The organism is Candidatus Dependentiae bacterium, from assembly GCA_018266175.1.
Lineage (GTDB): Bacteria > Babelota > Babeliae > Babelales > RVW-14 > JAFEAY01.
This window is the reverse complement of record JAFEAY010000025.1, coordinates 232971-252291: the sequence shown is the minus strand read 5'-3', so window position 1 is coordinate 252291 and position 19321 is coordinate 232971. Positions and strand designations below refer to the sequence as shown.

Below are 19321 nucleotides of genomic sequence, written 5' to 3'. Positions count from 1 at the left end.
TAGCAGGAGCGCTAGGGGAACATAGAATTTTTTAATGGAATAATCGTATTGAGTATCAAGGACTTGCTGGGCGATAAAATAAAACAAGAGTGAACTGATAATCCACTGCCTGCATAACGTAGCTGCAATACAATCGAGAAGAAATAGAACAATTGATAAAATCATGATCTCTTTAGTTAAGGTTTTAGGGAATCAAAAAGCCACTGCTCGCCAAATTTTAACGTATGTAATCGATCGGCTGCAAGCTGAAAATTACTCCACCAATGATGGAGTTGATTAATTGGGTCAGCAAATGCATCAAAGCCGGATTTAAATGTCCCCCAGTGCATGGGAAGAAAATGCTGCGCATGTAAGTCTAAAAATGCTTGAACTGCTTCTTGAGTACTCACATGAGAATGAACCATAACACTACGTGGTTCATTCGGACCAATCGGCATGAGGGCAACATTAATTGATGAAAATCTTTCTTGAATACGAGCAAAGTGTTCGCCGTACCCAGTGTCACCTGCAAAGTAGAGTGTAAAGTCACCACATTGAATCATCCAGCTGCCCCAGAGTGTTTTATTGAAATCGAACAGACCTCGACCGGTCCAATGATTTGCTGGCAGAAACGAAAAATTTATAGCACTACTTTTGAGCTCATACTCCTGCCACCAGCCCATTTCAACGACTTGCTCAAAGCCACGCGCAATAAACCAACTCTTGTTTCCCATGGGAACTAACATCAAGGGCTGATGCTTTTTCAATGCAAGCAAGCTCTGCTCATCCATGTGATCTCGATGGTTATGTGAAATGAGTATAACATGAATCTGAGGCAGTTCGTCCGATGCAATCGGCAACTTGGTAATGCGTGGGAAAAAGCGTGAAACTTCTTGAAAAACCGGATCGGTTATAATATTGATTTTATTGAGCTGGATAAGAAATGTTGCATGCCCTAGCCAGGTAACCAAAGGCTCTTGACTTGCAGCCAGCGGCTTTAAATCGGCAATCCAGTCATGTGGCTTAGTTTGATAGTCAATAATGCGATACGCTTTTTTCATCAAACGCTTACCCGCAATATGTAGGAGTGATTTAATCTCTTTACCAAAGCGATGAACAAGGCGTTCGTGCGCATGATTAAAAAAACGTCCTCGACGAATATGTGGTTGCATGAGCTACTCACTCTGTGAAATTAACAAATAACCCCTGAGCCCAAACATTCATCCCCATCATAAAAAACTGCAAACTGACCTGGAGCAATGCCTTGATCTGAGCCGTCCAGCACAAGATGAGCTTTTTTTCCATCAGATGAAAAAGTAACTGAACATTGATAAAAATGAGGTCCATGCCGAAGTTTAATTTTTAATGATTCCACATCAGGCCTTGATCCACAAGTCCAATTGAACTGCTCAACATCGCATTGATTTCGCAATTTATCTGAATCATGATATTTGCTTGAAATATAAACGATATTTTTTTCTACATCTTTAGAAACGACAAACCACGGGCCACCAGAAAGACCAATTCCCTTACGTTGACCAATCGTATAGAACCAAAATCCCTCGTGCTGGCCAACTTTCTTGTCGGTCTCAAATTCAATCAAATCACCCTGTTTGGTCCCAACATGATGCTTAATAAAATCACCAAAGTGAATTTTGCCCAAAAAGCAGATACCTTGACTGTCCTTGCGCGCCTTGGTTGGCAAATCAAAGGTGTGTGCAAGTTCACGGACTTCTGACTTCATCAGATGACCAATCGGAAATAGTGCTCGCTGCAGTTGCGATTGAGTCAGACGTGAAAGAAAGTAAGTTTGATCTTTTACTGGGTCTTTTGCTTGCATAAGATGAACCAGACCATCTCGCTCTTCTAGTTGAGCATAATGACCAGTTGCAACTTTTTCAAATGATGGATCAATGGCATTATAAAAGCAGCCAAATTTAATGTGTTCATTGCACATGAGATCTGGGCTTGGGGTCCTCCCCTGTCGAACTTGCTCTATAGCATATGCAACCACAAGCTCATGATATTCCTTTTGCAACGGAATAACATGCAGAGGTACACCAAGTTTATCGCATACTCCTTGGGCATACTCCAAATCTTCGTTCCATGGGCAATTGCCTAGATAGGAGAGTTCATCTTCAAGCCATATTTTGAGGTAAAACGCCTCGATCTCATGACCTTGGTTTTTTAAAAGTGTTAGGGCGACAGAGCTATCAACTCCACCAGAAACAAGTACAGCTATCTTCATAGTTGAATTATAACGTTAGATAAGCGAGCCTGCAATGGCCGGAGAGCAAATCAATTTCTCAATTAATTGGTGGACCTCTACGATGCCACTTTCTCTTCCTATCACGATAGTATTATGATCAATTGCTATTGAAGTTGGCTTATCACTTGAATAAACACTTTCAAGATCAAAAAGATGCTCTAATTTTTTGTTGTATACAGCAACGATGTACAAATCATCGTCTTTAATTTTAACTAAAAAACGATCGCTGCTAACTTCAAGCTTTTTTTGTTTTTTTCTTTTTTGATATTTTGATGCATCGGTATTTTCACACTTTTCAAACGTACCCAAAAAGCATCCATTACTCTTTTTAAATTGTCGCTCTATTTTATCTTTGCTTCTCACCACAATAGTATCACTTGCTATCGTTACCTGAGTTATCGAAGGTACTTCAGGACCAAATGAGCATTCATCATCGGTATAATCTTTATAAGCTCGGTTTCCTCTGATTGTATACGCAAGTTTAAAAAACTTTGATTTTTTAGATTTTTGAGAACGCATTGAATTGATGCTGAAATTGTTAAAATTTTCTCTTAACTTTTCGACTTCATCTTCGTCATCACCCGTATTGTTATTATCAGATGGAACTAAATCTTCATCATCTATCAAATTAATGCATTGTACTTGATTATCCGTAAAATATTCAGGAAAACATTCATCTGGATCTTGAGCCCCAAAAGAAACAAGCTGAGCTAGCAATTGCTTATTTTTAATGTTCAATTCAGCAGCATATCGAAGTATAAAATGCCCCCGATCTTCGATTTCACTCAAAAGCGTTGTAAGGTTGAGATTTTTTTCTTTGGCAAGGGTAAAGAAACGCTCATTGTACGGTGCAACAAAAATAAGCGCTACAAACTTTTGAATTTCATTGGGGATAATAAACCCTTTCAAAAGAGATATATCGTAAGCAAGCAGCTTAAGCAACATTTCAAGTTCTGAATTCTTCACAAATTTTTGATCATAGTATTGTCGAGCATTTGCAAGAATAGATTCTGGTAATCCCGATTCTTGTGCAATATCAAAACCATTAAATGTTGTATAACATCCAGGTAATAATTTAAAACGATTTTTTTTATCATGTGAATCGGCCATTTTATAGAATTCAAATTTAACAGCTTGATCTTGAGCTAGCTCTTGTAGACAAGAATAGTGCGTTGAGGCAATAGAGATAGTACGCTCAAAATCTAGAGAACTTCCTAATTTTTTGAGTGTAGCATAGGCAAGTGCTTCTCCTCCACGCGGATTGGTACCATTAAAAAGTTCATCAAATGTAATCAATGAATATTTAGATTCTTCTTGAGCATCGTTAATGAGTACTGATGCTCGATGAGCGCTTGCTTTAAATAAAGAAATGCCATCTCCTGCATCATCAGTAATATTCAGATACGCTCGTATAGTAGAAAAAGGAGTAAAACATGCCTGCTTGGCAGGAACTATGCCAACTGATTGTCCCAAAAGAACTACAAAAATAATCTCGCGCATTGTCGTCGACTTTCCACCCATGTTTGGTCCTGTTATTAATGCATTGCGTTCTTTTCCGTCAGCTCCAAGAGTCAATGAATTTGGAACAGGATTATGGGCAATAATAGGACTCCAAAAGTCTTTCAAAACTAATGCAGGATGCTTGCAATTATGGTCTTGAACAAAAGATGGATAGCACATTGGATTGCCATTTTCTTGATTTTTCTTAAAAAATCGCACAAGCGAAAGGAACATATCAAGCTGAGCAAGTGCCATTATTGAAGGAAGAAGATTTTCTTTGTTCAGCTCAACAGCTCGGTATGTTGCAATAACACGTCCAATGTAATTACTCTGCCATGAGTTTTCGTCGTCACCAATTGCATACAGCTTGTTAATGAACTGTTCAAATGTTGCAGGACCTCGAAATTCTTGTGCAAAATAAGAAAACAATGAACAAGGGTTACTATTAAGCGTTAGAGCGTTAAGCGATGGCAAAAGTTCTTTGATTCTTGGCACTTTATCAAGACACAGCCCAACTTTTTGCATAAATTTAATGTATGCAGCAATAAGTAAAAGCCGTTTATACATACAAGAATTAAGTTCAGCAACAGCTTTAATTCCCTCGCTCATATTATTATTCATGAGTGAGTCTATAATCATTATCGACATATCAACCATTTTGCCAGCAGCATACCATGCCATAGGAGCAATGATGGGCGCCATTCGATTATTTTCTCCACGAGAAAAAACCGCTGTAATTACTTCGGTAATTGCAACCCGCGAAGCGTTAGCCCAGTTTTCTCCTCGAACACTTTGAATAGCGTTCACTAACGTTTCTTTTATACTCGGGAAAACAGTCCAAAAATCTTTTACTAGCGGATGAGTTCTTAAATTACCCAAAGCAACCTCAGCACCGCTTCTAATAACACCGCTCACTCGATTAACAATCGAATATGAAATAATGTCGCCGCCTTCTTGAATTTGAGTATTTATTTCATTTGTTTGTAACCATTGAGCTATTGCTTGAAATCGCTCGGTTGAAAATTCAGGATACTGAATATACGATTCAAAAAGGTCATTTCCAGACCAAAAAGATATCATGTTATTTTCATAACGCTGGTCTTTAAAAAATTCAGCAAGCAAACTATCTAATTCTTCAAAGACTTCTTGATTTTCAAGAAGCGTCGCAATAATTTTTTGCTTCTGCTCAATCGTTACAATATCATCTGAAGGCTGCAAAAGCTGCGTATACAAGAGAACTTTACCAAGCTCCGATGACGTACAATCAAGTCTTGATGCGAGTGAGCATTCTGGATGAGATCCTGAACCACAAACAATTTCTAAATCTTTCCATGACTGAATATCAATAATATTTGTTGGTATTGCATGAGGATCTTTTTGAGCATACTTTGAAGCAATATCAAAAGCGAGTGTTCGACGCTGCTGTTCAGAGAGAAAAATTTTAGCATTAAGTTCTTCGCGAGCAAAAGAAGCTCGTCCGTTACGCTCAGCGTCTGGAATAAGAGGAGGCGTTTCTGAAAGAGATTTTAGATTCTCTTTTTTGAGTTCGTCATAAAAAACATCCATTCCAAGAATGCTACTCTTTTGCGCAAAAAAGATCCCTAAAAAAATAATAACAATTTTTAAGAATCGATATTTCATCATGATGCAGCTCCGTTTAGTTTTTGATTCCATGATTTGAACCATAGTTCTATCGATATCAGATTAATGACGGTCCAAAGATCATCGTTCTTTCCATGCATTATTTTTTGAAGATGTGTATGCAAAAGTTCAGGATCAATTAAACCTTCTTGCGCAAGACGTCCGTGAAGCACCAACTGTGAAAGCTTTTCAAAATTTTTACGAAAGCCAAGCATAAAAATGCCACTGGTTTCTCCCTTTGACTTTCGCCAGATATAGTCATGTTTTTTTAATCGATACATCCCACGCCGAAAGGGTGCTCGATCTATATCTTCTCCATACAATCCATATGTTGGAACCGATAATGCCAGCTCAACCAATGGCTGTGACAGCAAGGGATTAATCGCTGGCGTGTAAGCTTGAACATATCCCCGATCAATAAAAGCAACCGCTTGATAGATTGCACTTATGTGCGCTTGCTTTGCTGGTAGAATTTTTTTTAAATCTTCTTTGAATGGTAAATCAAAAAGTGCTGGTTGCATACAAGCTTTAAGAGACGACTTCATCCAATTTGTTGTTGGAATTGTTTCTTGCGGTTCACCTTTGCCAAGTTTGTATCTCAGATACGTTTTAATGTTTTTTTGTATCACTTCCATAAGCGGCATGCGGTAATACGCACAGGTCTCTTTTATTTTTTTAGTGATACCTTTAAAACCATTAACCATGAAGTAATCAGTAATCGATTCAACCGGAAATGGCGCCATAAAAAGATGATCTCCGCCTTGTCCTGACATAATTTCATAGCCTGGATACAACTGCATAAAATCAGTGTATCGAAAGAGGAGCAATGATGTTGGTTTGTCAAATTGCTCAGTAACTTCATGATCAAACGGAAGATAATTATTCATATCCAAAAATTCAAGCTGAGTCTTACAATGTATTGCAACTTTTTTTGCATACTCTCGTTCATCAGACGATGCAACTGCAGGATGATAGAAATTGCATGCAACAACTTTTTGATCAGATTCTAAAGCATCTTCAAGCATCATGAGTACCGATGAAGAATCAATACCTCCAGAAAGTTCAGCAACAATGCTAGGAACATTATGTGTCCATGCTTTAACGCATCGTGAAAATGTTTGAATTAAATTATTTTCATAAGCTTCATCGGCTTGTTGATCATGAGTAAGCTCGGTTGGATTCCAGAAAACACTTTGCTTTCCAATTCCTTGGAAAGACAAAGTAACTCCACAACCGGCAAACAATTCAATAATCCCTTTAAATGGTGTTCGAGTTGTTAGGTGTTGTGACCCAACAAGAAACGAGGCGAAGTATTCCCAATCGATTTCTGGTTTATTTGGAAGCAAATCATACAAAGCAAGAAGTTCAGATGCAAAGTATATTGCATCTTCTTGTTCAGTAATAAACACTGTTGCCAAGCCTTGTGGATCTTTAAAAAGGGAAATCGTTTTACCCTCTTGGTCAATGGTGAGAACAATGTACCTGCCCCAAAAATGTTGCGCTAAAAATTTACCGTGTGATGCTTGAATAGCATCAATATCACGTTTGGTAAGCTCATGCGGGGCATATAAATTTTTACTAAATAGTCTTCCCGCAAACAATGCTCGATTGGAAACCGATGTTACTTTTTCAGCATCAGACTCACCAACTCGCTTGCCGGCTACAACAAAACAGTGCGGTTCATGAACTATGATTGACGATTCTTGTGTAATCAGCTTTTGAGCTACCTGAGTGATTGTTGCGATAACAGAGTTATTATTCTTTTTTAAAAAAGCACCAGCAATAAAAGACATACATATTATTCGTTGCTAAAAGGGGTTGCTAAGATAATTGCAAGACGCGATTTTATGATTGAATCATCATTAATGACTAAATCACCAACTTGCGCCCATGCATGTGCATAAAAAGGTGGTGACTGAACGCCAATTACTAAATTGCATTTATAGCCCATTTTAAGCGCCATGAGCGTAAACGCCGAAGCCCAGGCAAGACAGAAAATTTTTTTCGGATAGATACTGCACGCTCTATCAAGTGCGTTTGAGAGTGTTTGTATATCCTGAAGCATCAAGTCTTGATATATTGCATGCTTTTTTTTGTAGACTTCAATTTTTTTTAAAATACCGACAATCCCGTTTCGACGTAAAGCACAATCAACGCGAAAAACGAGATACAAAAATTTAAATGTAAGAAACCACGAAGCTTGAGTTGATTCTACAAATTTTTCTTTTCTATCCCATTGATAATCTGCAAGGCCGCCAGGCTCGAGTGCTTTTTTAATAGAGCGCACAGCGCAAGATGTATCTCGTTTTTTAATGATTTTTTTTTCTAGAAAATAATGAATATCTTGATTGAATGATTCTTGCTGATCGGCATGCACGTCACAAGAAAAAAAATTATCTTGGATGGTAATTGCTTGCTCAACCACTGTTTTAAGAAAAGTTGCCGATGTTCCCGCTATACTGATATATTTATCTTTTTGTGCATCAAGCACAATAATTCCACTATCAGTTTGAGCTGCGTACACTGATTTTGATAATTCAAAAAAAATTTTTTTCATACAACTCTTTTGAGAGTAAGCAAGACAGCAAAAAATACATTAACACACGAGCTTATGCTTATAATTTTAAGTAACGAGCAGTATATTTTTTTTTTACTTTAAAACAACCGTTTTTTTACTTTTATAAAAAATAATCATGAAACAAATCACTAAGAATAATTACCTTAAAAAGCTTATTTTTTTATATTGAAATATTAAATCGCTTATGATATAACTCATCTGAAAATTTTTTTAATCATTTTAAGAAAGATCAATCATGGAAAATAAACATATAGTTGAACTTGGTATGGCTTCAGAACTAACACTTGGCTATAAAAATGGTACTACACAAGAACATGGAAGAATGCTCTTATGGAGCAAAACTGATCGTGATTGATACAAAATAATCGAGAAAAATCCATGAGCAATAAATTAGAAAATACTCAAGAATTGGGGATGGTTTCTGAGCTAACACTGGGAATAAGGACGCGTACATTTTCAGAACATCACCGCCCTACTCTTAATGTTCGAGAATGAAATTTATAGTTCTACAAATAGTTTAAGGTCCAGCAAATTGCTGGACCTTTTTTCTTCTCTTTCAAAAAACGAGCTACACATATGACATCGCTTTTCTTCTCTTTTTTCTCACTTATCTTACAAGACAAAAAGCTCATCATAAAAACTGGCATATCATTTTTTTTAACAATTTTAGGATCACTATTAACCATGAGCTTGCCGCTTGTTTTAAGCGAAATAGTTCGCCAGTTATCTACTCCAAAAACAGATGTTTCTTTATTGTCGCTTGTTTTGCTTGTAGGATACGGATTGCTCTGGATTGCAACACAAGCACTTGGACAAATTCGATCGCTTATCATGGTGCATGTTACAGAAAGCACTATTGCTCAGATTAGTTTACGAGTTTTTGAACATCTGCATGCATTATCGCTTCGTTTTCATTTAGACCGCAAAACAGGAGCGCTTTTCACCGCTCTTGATCGTGCACAGACTGGTTGTGAAACGGTTATGTGGAGCTTTCTATTTTTTTTGTTGCCAGTCTGTTTTGAATTTGCCTGCACGATGCTGATCTTATTTTACTATTATGGATTGCTGCATTGCTTAGGGCTACTCATACTTTTTGCACTGTTTGTCGTAATAAACTATTTCATGATGAGTAAGATTAATACGGCTCAAGCAACCTATAATGAAAAGCGAGGACAAGCTGGAGCTACCATGCTTGACAGCCTCATTAATATTGAAACAAGCAAGTACTTTGCAAACCAGCACGCCGACTATCAACAATGCAAAGCATTATTTGAAGAGCAAAAACAGGCGGGTATCCTACGGCAAGTAATCGAAACATGGTTAAGTCTCTCTCAGGTTTTTATCATTGGTTCAGCATTTGTAATCGTTACGTTTATAACTGGAAAACGAGTATTAAATGGTAGTAGTTCGCTTGCTGAGTTTGTTTTAATTAATGGGTATTTTTTGCAATTTATTATGCCACTCCAACACGTTGTATATGCATTTGGACAGGTACGCAAGGGGCTGCAAGATGTTGTACAGATTCATGATCTTCTGCAAGAAGAACCAGAGATAAAAGATGCTCCTGATGCCAAAGTTTTGTCACCAAAAGAAGTTGAAATTATTTTTAAGAATGTCTCATTTGGCTACTCAGCAGAACGGCCGATTCTAAAAAATATATCGTTTACGGTTGCACCAGGTAAAACAGTTGCATTAGTTGGCCCCTCTGGATCAGGTAAGTCGACCATTATAAAATTGCTTTTTAGGCTTTTTGACGTGAACGATGGAGCTATTCTTATAAATGGACAAGACATTCGAAATGTTGCTCAAGATTCGATCAAAAATTTAATCTCCATTGTTCCACAGGATGTAGTGCTCTTTAATAATACGATTAGGTACAATATAGCGTATGGCAATATAGCAGCAACGCAGCAAGAAATTGAACAAGCCGCACAACAAGCACAAATCGATCAACTTATACAAAAATTGCCAAGCGGTTACGACACACTCGTAGGAGAGCGGGGTCTCAAATTATCTGGAGGTGAAAAGCAACGTGTTGGCATTGCTCGAGCTTTGCTGAAAAAACCATTAATTAATGTCTTTGATGAAGCTACCTCTTCACTTGATAGTTACACCGAGCATGAAATTCAAAAAAATATCTTAGCTCTCTCTTTTGATGTTACAACACTTATTGTCGCTCATCGATTATCGACCGTAAGTCACGCAGATGAGATTCTCGTTCTTGACCAAGGAGAGATTGTCGAGCATGGAACGCATGACGAGTTGCTCAGTAGTTGTGGTTTGTATCAAAAACTTTGGCAAGAGCAAATGATCAATTTTTGCTGAGTTTTTAACCTCTCACAAGGCCATCAAGTGCATTATCGCCAACAGTTGAAACGGTCCTTTTAATTAATTTAAGTTGGTAATGGAAATAGAGATCTTGATATTTTTCTCCATACACACCAACTTTAACATGATCTAATCATCCTCAAGTTTAAAAACATTCTTTCTAAAAAATCATACCTAAAAAAATTGTACAATGTAAATCACATTATACACAAGACTACCCCTTATCTTTGATTTTTGACCAAAAAATTATCGCTATATCCTTGATTTTTGACCAAAATTCATTCAAAATAAGTCTGATTATTAACCAGAAAGGTGTGAGATGAAGCGACTGATCGATTATTACTTGAATTCTTGGAAGAGTGATCCTTACCGAATGCCCCTCCTACTCAGAGGTGCACGCCAGGTTGGCAAAACATTTTCGGTACGCAAGTTAGGTGAATCATTCCCAAAATTTGTTGAAATCAATCTAGAAGAAACACCTGAAGCGCGTATCATTTTTGAAAAAAATCTTGACCCCGATCGTATGATCGCTGAACTTTCTGTCATTACTCAAAAAAATATTATTCCGGGTTCAACGCTTTTGTTTATTGATGAAATACAAGTGGTTCCACGAGCAATTACTGCTCTGCGATATTTCTATGAAAAAATGCCAGAGCTTCACGTTGTTGCAGCAGGATCGTTGTTAGATTTTGCAATTGAACAAGTTGGAATTCCTGTTGGCAGAGTACAATCTCTCTACATGTTTCCGCTCTCGTTTGTAGAATTTCTAGCAGCACTCAACCACACGGTTTTGCTTAAAGAAATTATTCATCATAATCCAGAACAAGAAATGAGTACTGTTGTTCATGACAAAGCTCTTGCGCTTGTGGGCGATTACCTTGCGCTTGGAGGCATGCCACAAGTAGTAGCTCGTTGGCAGGCATCAAAAGAGCCTTTAAACTGCGCAAAGGTTCATGCGACAATTCTAGACAGCTATCGTCAAGATTTTGAAAAATATGCTAAACGATTGCAAATCAAATATGTTGAATCGGTATTCAAACATATACCGGTACAACTGGGGAGAAAATTTAAATACACAACCGTCGAAGGTGATTACCGAAAGCGAGAACTTGCACCAGCGCTTGACCTTCTTGTAGCAGCAGGAGTTGTGCACAAAGTTTTCCATTCATCAGGACAAGGAATTCCTCTTGGAGCACAAGCAGACCCTCAAGATTACAAGGTTATTTTTCTTGATATTGCACTTGCGCAAACACTTCTTGACCTCGACATTTCGGGATGGTTTTTAGATCCGCTTGCACAATTTGTTAATAAAGGTTCTCTTGTAGAAGCATTGGTAGGTCAAGAAATGCTTGCTTATGAAAGTCCTCATGCCAAAAAAAATATTTATTACTGGCATAGGGAATCGCGTGGAAGTGAAGCTGAGATTGATTATTTGATACAACTTAATAATGAAATTATCCCCCTTGAAGTAAAAAGTGGATCGGGCAAAACCCTGAAAAGTCTTCAATTATTCCTTGAAAGCCATATGTCGACGGAGTACGGCATACGCATTTCAACGAACAACTATTCTGAGTACCAAAAAATAAAATCATTACCTTTGTATGCTGTTGCACAGGTTATGAGCAAAAAGAATAAAAATCTTCTGAATGCCATAATGCTGCTGATTGAATCGTGAAAGGATTAATTTTTTTGTTGTGTTCTATACAAAACACCCCACCACAGCAAAGCAAGAAGAGCTGCTGCCCCAAAAAACAGGGGGACCATCCAATGGTTTTGAAAATTTAAAGTATTAGAAAAACAAACACCACCAGAGGCAATACATAATCCCAGTGAATTAACCAGTGCTGATGCATACGACCGTTTATGAGAAGCCGATAGCGCATACGACGTTGCATTTGATGTCACCAATGAATTACCCATAAACATCAGTGGTACTGGGAGAAAAAAGGTCACTAGCGAAAAACCGAAAAGCCAGAAGCCCAGAATAAATAAAATGATTGCGGTAATCAGAGCACATAATCCAACAAACATGGCCTGAAGCTGATGCAGCCGGTAGGCAAAATAGATACTCAGCGATAACCCTGTTGCTTGACCAAGCGCGGCTAAAAAGCTCAATGAGCCATACACATCGGGACGAAGTCCAAGAACATTAATTGCTAAGAATGGCGCTTTTGCTGCAAAGACATATAAAATTGAACAAGTCATTCCTACCTGAAGTGAGCTCAAAATCATGGGCATATGAAAAATTTCTCGAGCATAGCCACGATAAATATGTTTTATGCGCAATGCATCAAGGTCCAACTCTGAGGTTGTTTCAGGCAAACGAGTACTCAAAACAAGTAAAAAAATGCCATATACAACCAATGCATACAACGAACCATACCACCCAACATGCTGTGTTAAAAAACCGCCAACCGTCATGGCAATTGCAGAAGCAACAGGAAAGCCAAGCATGAGCGTTGCAATCTTGCGTGTTGCATGCGCACCGGAATACAAATCGCCAACCATGGTGTAAGCAATTTTAAGCCCAACTGATGCTCCAACAGCAGTAACTAATCGCCCAAATACAAGCAAACCAAATAACTGAAAACAGCCTGCAACAACACTTATCAAGGCGCCAATAATTGCCAAAACTAGTCCCAAATAGAGCGTTGGTTTTCGGCCAAACCTGTTAGCAAAGGGCCCATAGGGAAGCATACCAAGGGCATAACCGGCCAAGTAAACGCTCACAACAAGCTGCACATGCTCTGCGGTTATAGCAAGTGATTGGGCCATCATGGGCAGTGCTGGAGTTAAAAGCATAGCTCCTGCTGCTGCAAATGAGGTCAAAAGAATAAGCGTAATCATTGATGGATTATTCGATAAATGAGAAGAAGAGGCGGGCATGAAATTCCTTATTACTATTTTATATTTCTAATACATTCATATTATCTGATTATAGAATAAAAATAGAGCTCTATTAAAAAATTTTATTAGCTTGTTCCTTAATTCCACAAAACACCTCAATTCAAATAGCAATAACTGAATATAAAAATAATTTTTATTCAAATTTTTATTCATTCAGTTATTATTGTTCTTATGTTTTTTGTTTTGTATTCTTCGTTCATTATTTATAAAGGAGGCAAGATGAATTTTTCATCGCGTCTTTGCACACTCGTTCTACTTGTATTTAGTTATACATTGCAGGTTAAAGCGGTCGTTTATACCGATGAAGATATTCAATCTATTGCTACCAAGATTGAACAAGGAAACAAGCTTGATGAAGATGAAGTTCGCAAGCTCAAGACGCTCAATGAAAAATACCCTGGCCTTTTAACTGAAAACATGTTTAAACAATTGAGAAGTTCAGGAAAATTACGTAGCAGCGGAAATAGCTCATCGAAAAGAGGTGCTCTTGCTCGTCGGACAAATACAGCAAGAAAACTTCGTAATATTCTCACAGAACAAGCTGAAGAACATGCTCAATTAAATAAGAATAATTTAGTAAGCCTTGTTTCGCAGCTGACTGAGGATCTAGAAAAAGCTCATTATACTCATATTCAGTACCTGGTACAGGATTGCGTTAAGCAAATTAACACACTTGAAATACACATTATCTCTCCTGAACATATTGCCAGCGCACTCAGAACAGCTCTGGAATATGGCATACCAGATATTGTTGAATATCTCATCAATAATGGGTTATTGATAACTGAAACTGATATTGCTTATCTAACAGAAGTTGAAGCGGAAGAATTAGATGTCGATTGCGCCTGGTTCAAATCAGGAGCAGATTTTGAAAAATGCAGACAACTCCTTGAAGCTGCTTTAACCGCTTAATAAAACGTAACGTAATTTCCAATAAGAAGAGGGCCGGTTTTGAATCGACCCTCTTCTTATTGGATTATTATAATTTAGATTGTTTTTTACTCATCGCATCGCAAAAAAAATAAGTGAAAAGCCGTAAGCTCATTTTATAGATTAGAATAACAAATCGTTCGGTTTTTCAAATCAGTTATGTTATATGAGAAGCCTGAATTTTTTTTTATCACGAGCTCCTGATATAAGCTTGATAAATAATCCCTAATTACCTTATGGCCAGCATCATGAGCAAGTTCAAAAGCAAGCTTGCCCTTGTGAGTTGAAATAGTTTCATCAGCACCATTTTCCAACAAACATTTTATTACTTGTTCATGCCCAGCAAAAGCTGCAATATGTAGCGGCGTCTGACCTGCGCTATCTTGTTGATTAACATACTGAGAACCAAAGACTTGAAGCAAAAATTTGATAATTCGATATGCTTGAGCTTGACTAGATAGCGACGCAGCGACATGAAGCACAGGCCTCCCATTACCATCTATAAAAGCACCTTTGGTTGAGAGATAGTTTACTATCTGATTCCGCTCTGTTTCATTTCCTACTCGAAAGAACAATTCCATGACTTCGCAGACATCAATGGGATTACCTAACTGGATAATCGAATAGATGACATTTTGACCGGGGTTTTCAACCTCAAGCCCATATTTTATGACACGATATTTATCGTAATCTGATTCTTCGTTTTGTAATACTCCATTCAGAGAAACAGACAAGAAAATACATGCAATGGTCAAAACAAAAAGATTTTTTAGTAACTTCATTACTACTCTCGTTTCTTCAAACTTATTTAAATAAATAAACCTGCAATTGATGCATTGAGTAAGTTAGCAAGCGTACCACCAAGCAGCGCCATCAAACCAAGTCGTGTCAACAGCTCACGTTTTTCTGGGCAAATAGCACCGATACCACCAATCTGAATTCCAATGCATGAGAAATTTGAAAATCCTGCAAGCGCATAGGTCAAAATAGCAATTGATCGAGGTGTTAAATTTGATGCTATGAAATGTGTATATGCAACAAATTCATTAATCACAAGCTTTTCACCAAGCAATACGCCAGCAGCTTGGCAATCAACACCAGGAATACCGATTAAGTAAGCAACACCGTAAAATAGCTTTCCAAACACAGCACTTAAGGTAAAGCCGGTACAGAATTCAAGTATTGCACTTGCCATTGCCATTAAACTAATGAATGCAATAAGCATTGCAGCAACGTTAACAGCTAAACGCAATCCATCGGAGGTGCCAGACGAAAGTGCATCAAGTACGTTTTTAGTTGCAGGCTTCATATCAATTTTATTACCGGCGAGTGTTTCAGGCGTTTCAACTTCAGGCATGAGGATTTTTGCAATCAAGATTGCACCAGGAATTGCCATAATGCTTGCTGAAAGAAGATGTACAATAGGAACACCCATCAAGCCATAAACGGCAAGAATTGAGCCGCTCAAGTGCGCCATACCACTCACCATGACGGTAAGCATTTCAGACTGCGTCATGCGTGCAAGATAATTTTTGATTAGGAGTGGAGCCTCAGTTTGTCCAAGCATACTGTTTGCAGCGACTGACAACGTCTCTGCACCAGAAGTTCCAAGGAGTGGGCGAATTGCAAACGCTAATCCTTTAACAAAAAGCTGTACAACACCAAGGTGATACATAAGTGCCATGAGTGCACCAAAGAAAATAATGATTGGGACAACCTTGATGGCAAAAACAAAGCCCCATGGACCTTCTAAATTTGCAAGGTTACCAAAAACAAAGGCACAGCCTTGATCTGCAAAGCGGTAGAGCGATTCAAAGCCATGAGCTATGCCCATAAACATTGATGCTCCAATCGATGTTTTGAGAATGAAAAATGCAATACCAAACTGCATTGCAAGTGCGGTCAAAATTTGTCGTGGACGAATGCGATTACGATTGCGTGAAAATAAAAACGCAATTCCCAAAATAGCAACTATACCCACCAAACTCATATATCGATTATCGGTCATTAAGTATTCAACGATACCAAACATCTATTCTACCCTTCTTAAAAATGAGACTGTTGTAAAACTATTGGACCAATATACACACCTCATAAAAAACTTCAGCAAATATTTAAGGCGTCTCTTTCAAGTTTTTTAAGAACTATCAAAAATTTTTATTACTTGAAAAAATAAAAAGTCGCAGCAAAATATTTTTGCTGCGACTTTAAGAATTTATAGCTTAAAAAACGATTGTTTATTTCGAGCAGATCAAAACAATAATCGCGTCGTTATTACGTGGAATATTAGTCCTAGGCATCAGCTTCCTGGTCTACAAGTTTTGCCTGATGAAAACAACGATGCACACACGTGTGATCATGTTTTTTGAAAATGAAAACAAAAGCTCCTGCAAAAACACCAGGTTCTCCTGGTTGATTTTGATCAAGCACGCGTTCTCTTTCTTCTGCGCTTAAGCTGTTCGGATTAAAGCATAAAAGCTTACCTGGGATAAGAATTGCATAGCAATCTTGAGGGAGCTTAAAATTTTTCAGACTTAAACAAAGCTGGTTATGTGCAGCCTCTTCAATGCTGGCAACCAGAAGACCATACTCAAGGTAATCTTCAGTTCGATATGAAAAATCATGAAAATTATCCTTTTTGTTGAGTATATGATTTCGAGCTTTTCTTATGCGAGCATAAGATTTTAAATGCTTAATGTGAGGAGCTTGATTTTTTTCTTGTAAATAAAGAACTACTCCAATTTGCTTATTAAACGATGAAGGTGGTTGATTGATGATTGCACAATTATATCCCGAATGAATAACTTCATCAGCAGAATAAAAGAAGTCTGAAGATATTGATAAAGATTCCTGAAGACTCTGAATAAACTTTTTATATGGACTTAATTTCTTACACTTTTTTTTCTTACCAACAAGTACCCATTTTCCAGATTGAGCAAACTCTTCTTGGCAATCACCTATCAAAATTTTCTCAACAGTTTCATCCAAGACCGAATCATTTTGTTCTTTTAAAGTAGACAGCTCTGACTCAACAATTACTAAAGAATCTTCTTGAATAAACGAATGCGAAGAATCTTTAATAGACGAATCATTTTGAATATCGGAATCTAAATTATCGTGCGCATCAGGATAAGGCAATTGGGAATCCTGAGAGCCCTTATCAATACGCATTTTTGAACGCTTTTTTTGACCCGAACTTTTTTTCTTTTTTTTCTTTGTTTTTTTAGGTTCAGCAGCAAACGCATTACTTTTAACAAGCTGCTTTATTCGGTCTTGAATTCGTTCTAGATAATACGCATGAACCACGCGTGTATAAAGATCAGGAATACGCAAAAAACCATTATCACCAATATCAATACGAAGCTTTTCAGAAGTACTTTTTAATTGAACAAGATCTTTTTCCGTAACCTCTTCTTCAAGCGATGATAGGCGATACCTCAAATAGCACGATAGATTTTCTCCGTATTTCTTACCTAAAATAACACCACTTGATAGAAGCAAACAGCGCAAATCATCACATTCAATAACGGCTTGATATAAGCTTTGATCGAGCTTATCGTTAAATGTTACATTCTGAGCAAGGTGATTATAAATAAGATCGTGTAAATTTTGCTCAAATGATTTTACCATTACAACTGATTTTGATTTTTTCTTAGATTTTTTTCCTGATTTAAACCTAGAAAGACGTTCTTGCTGCTCATGATAGTTTATAATTTGATTAACAAAAAATACATTTCGATCAAAAGCCTGTCTCAAAATTTCAAGCTGATCAATAGAGCTATGAGATAACACGTTTTCAATACAAAATATTTTTTGAGGCAATTTATTACTAAAAGGGAGTTCCTGGATTTGCTTATCTTGATTTATGAAAAAATAAGCAAACCAATTTTTAGCCCATTCAGATAAATTAAATGAAAAATTTGAAACCCTCGATGCATGAATTTTCTCAAATACAGAGTCATACACATGAGCGTACGCTTGCTTAAAACCCGATGTCTGATCAATAAAATCGTTAATAAAGCTCTTTGTATCCAAGTCAGCCCAAAGCTCTTTATCTCTTGTCCATAACTGCTTACATTCATTGAGCAAGTACTTGAGCCGTTGAGCTGAACTCATAATACTGGAAAGTTGATGCAAATAAACCTTCTGTTCTGGGCTCACAACGCGATCTGGTAGTCCTGATATTTTCTGACAAGAACTCATCTCTGACTCAAGAACCTTATCGTCTAAATCAAAAATACATTGAATTGGCGCTTCACATTGTAACCAAAATGCTGGAATAATAATTTTTGAATCTAAAAAGCTATATTTATCAAGCTTATTACTAAAGAAATTCTCTGAGCTATATTTAAAAAGAACGAATTGTTCTGACAAATTAATATGATTTAAACATTTAACAAACTCAGTTGATTGCATCTGCTTTACGATATTTTTATTTGTTAAAACATTCAATCCCAACGTATAAAAATTTTCAAGCTCATGAAGCAAGCTGTACACTTTACGTGCAAAAAAATGCCTAGAGGCTTGAATCAGCGCAAAGCTTTTAAATGAAGAAGAATTTTCACTCAACTCAAAATGTTGGTCAAGCTCTTCTAAGAGTTGTTGTACTTCTAACGGAAGAAGAGCAATAGCCTTCAAATAAATCGTATTTATCATTAAATAAGCATTGTCATAGCGCTCGCTATCTAACTCTTCAGAACTTGAAATCTTTTCGTACGTAAAAAGCTTAATGAGCTGCTCGCGCAGATAAAAAACAGTACAAAGCATTCGACCAGTTTGTGGATCCTTACTACCATCAGCAATCAATTGCTCAAAAATATTTTCAAGCAATTGTGGAGCTTTATTTTCAGGTGATCCAAAATCATCCTGCAATGATTCTCGTGATTGATTACTATCTTGATGACTATGAATATTGGCATCATTGCTTGAAGAACTAGAACTGCTACTTGTTGATAAATCAATAATCAATGAATCTGACTCTGATTTTAATTGAACAGAGCTATGCTCCATACCTGTCAGCGATGTAATTTTTAGTAAAAACATCAAAACTGGAATACAAAATGATTGAATAATTTTTTTCATATAGACCCCTCCACTGATTAATTCAATATTATCAATATTATCAAACAGAAATATTTTGTCAAAACCAGGAAAAACCGGGGGTTTAAATGGTGAAAAGGGGCCTTTGG

12 protein-coding genes are annotated in these 19321 nt (G+C 37.2%); 3 read left to right on the top strand and 9 right to left on the bottom strand.

Features of this window, described 5'->3' with window-relative positions; translation table 11 throughout:
• Positions 1-176: 176 nt before the first annotated feature.
• The 5 genes from JST56_06835 to JST56_06815 are packed head-to-tail and all read right to left on the bottom strand — an operon-like array spanning position 177 to position 7946.
• Positions 177-1151 carry an MBL fold metallo-hydrolase gene (locus JST56_06835; protein MBS1988673.1) on the bottom strand — a complete coding sequence of 325 codons (975 nt, stop codon included), beginning with the start codon at positions 1149-1151 and terminating at the stop codon, positions 177-179.
• Between the two features lie 20 nt (positions 1152-1171).
• On the bottom strand, positions 1172-2227 hold the full coding sequence (gene mnmA / locus JST56_06830; protein MBS1988672.1) for a tRNA 2-thiouridine(34) synthase MnmA: 1056 nt from the start codon (positions 2225-2227) through the stop codon (positions 1172-1174).
• A 15-nt stretch (positions 2228-2242) separates the two neighbouring features.
• Positions 2243-5392: a hypothetical protein gene (locus tag JST56_06825; protein ID MBS1988671.1), complete on the bottom strand. Its 3150-nt coding sequence runs from the start codon at positions 5390-5392 to the stop codon at positions 2243-2245.
• Positions 5389-7182, bottom strand: coding sequence for a hypothetical protein (locus tag JST56_06820; GenBank protein MBS1988670.1), 1794 nt, complete (start codon positions 7180-7182; stop codon positions 5389-5391). Before JST56_06820 ends, JST56_06825 begins: the two co-directional genes overlap by 4 nt.
• A gap of 5 nt (positions 7183-7187) precedes the next feature.
• A complete protein-coding gene (locus JST56_06815; GenBank protein MBS1988669.1) occupies positions 7188-7946 on the bottom strand; it encodes a lasso peptide biosynthesis B2 protein in 759 nt (252 codons plus the stop codon).
• Between the two features lie 597 nt (positions 7947-8543).
• Here JST56_06815 and JST56_06810 point away from each other — a divergent pair.
• Together JST56_06810 and JST56_06805 are read left to right on the top strand one after the other, a co-directional pair.
• Positions 8544-10292, top strand: a complete 1749-nt coding sequence (locus JST56_06810; GenBank protein MBS1988668.1) for an ABC transporter ATP-binding protein/permease — start codon at positions 8544-8546, stop codon at positions 10290-10292.
• A 322-nt stretch (positions 10293-10614) separates the two neighbouring features.
• Positions 10615-11970, top strand: a complete 1356-nt coding sequence (locus JST56_06805) for an ATP-binding protein (GenBank protein MBS1988667.1) — start codon at positions 10615-10617, stop codon at positions 11968-11970.
• A 5-nt stretch (positions 11971-11975) separates the two neighbouring features.
• Here JST56_06805 and JST56_06800 read toward each other — a convergent pair whose 3' ends face one another.
• Positions 11976-13181: an MFS transporter gene (locus tag JST56_06800; protein ID MBS1988666.1), complete on the bottom strand. Its 1206-nt coding sequence runs from the start codon at positions 13179-13181 to the stop codon at positions 11976-11978.
• A gap of 240 nt (positions 13182-13421) precedes the next feature.
• Between JST56_06800 and JST56_06795 the strand changes: the two genes are divergently transcribed.
• The gene (locus tag JST56_06795; GenBank protein MBS1988665.1) at positions 13422-14114 is read left to right on the top strand and encodes a hypothetical protein; all 693 of its coding nucleotides are present in this window, start codon (positions 13422-13424) and stop codon (positions 14112-14114) included.
• A 134-nt stretch (positions 14115-14248) separates the two neighbouring features.
• On the opposite strand, the gene JST56_06790 is transcribed toward JST56_06795, so the two are convergent.
• The 3 genes from JST56_06790 to JST56_06780 form a co-directional block, all read right to left on the bottom strand.
• The gene (locus JST56_06790) at positions 14249-14914 is read right to left on the bottom strand and encodes an ankyrin repeat domain-containing protein (GenBank protein ID MBS1988664.1); all 666 of its coding nucleotides are present in this window, start codon (positions 14912-14914) and stop codon (positions 14249-14251) included.
• A 26-nt stretch (positions 14915-14940) separates the two neighbouring features.
• A complete protein-coding gene (locus JST56_06785; GenBank protein ID MBS1988663.1) occupies positions 14941-16164 on the bottom strand; it encodes a NupC/NupG family nucleoside CNT transporter in 1224 nt (407 codons plus the stop codon).
• Positions 16165-16424: 260 nt separating this feature from the next.
• Positions 16425-19214: a hypothetical protein gene (locus tag JST56_06780; protein MBS1988662.1), complete on the bottom strand. Its 2790-nt coding sequence runs from the start codon at positions 19212-19214 to the stop codon at positions 16425-16427.
• Positions 19215-19321 lie beyond the last annotated feature (107 nt).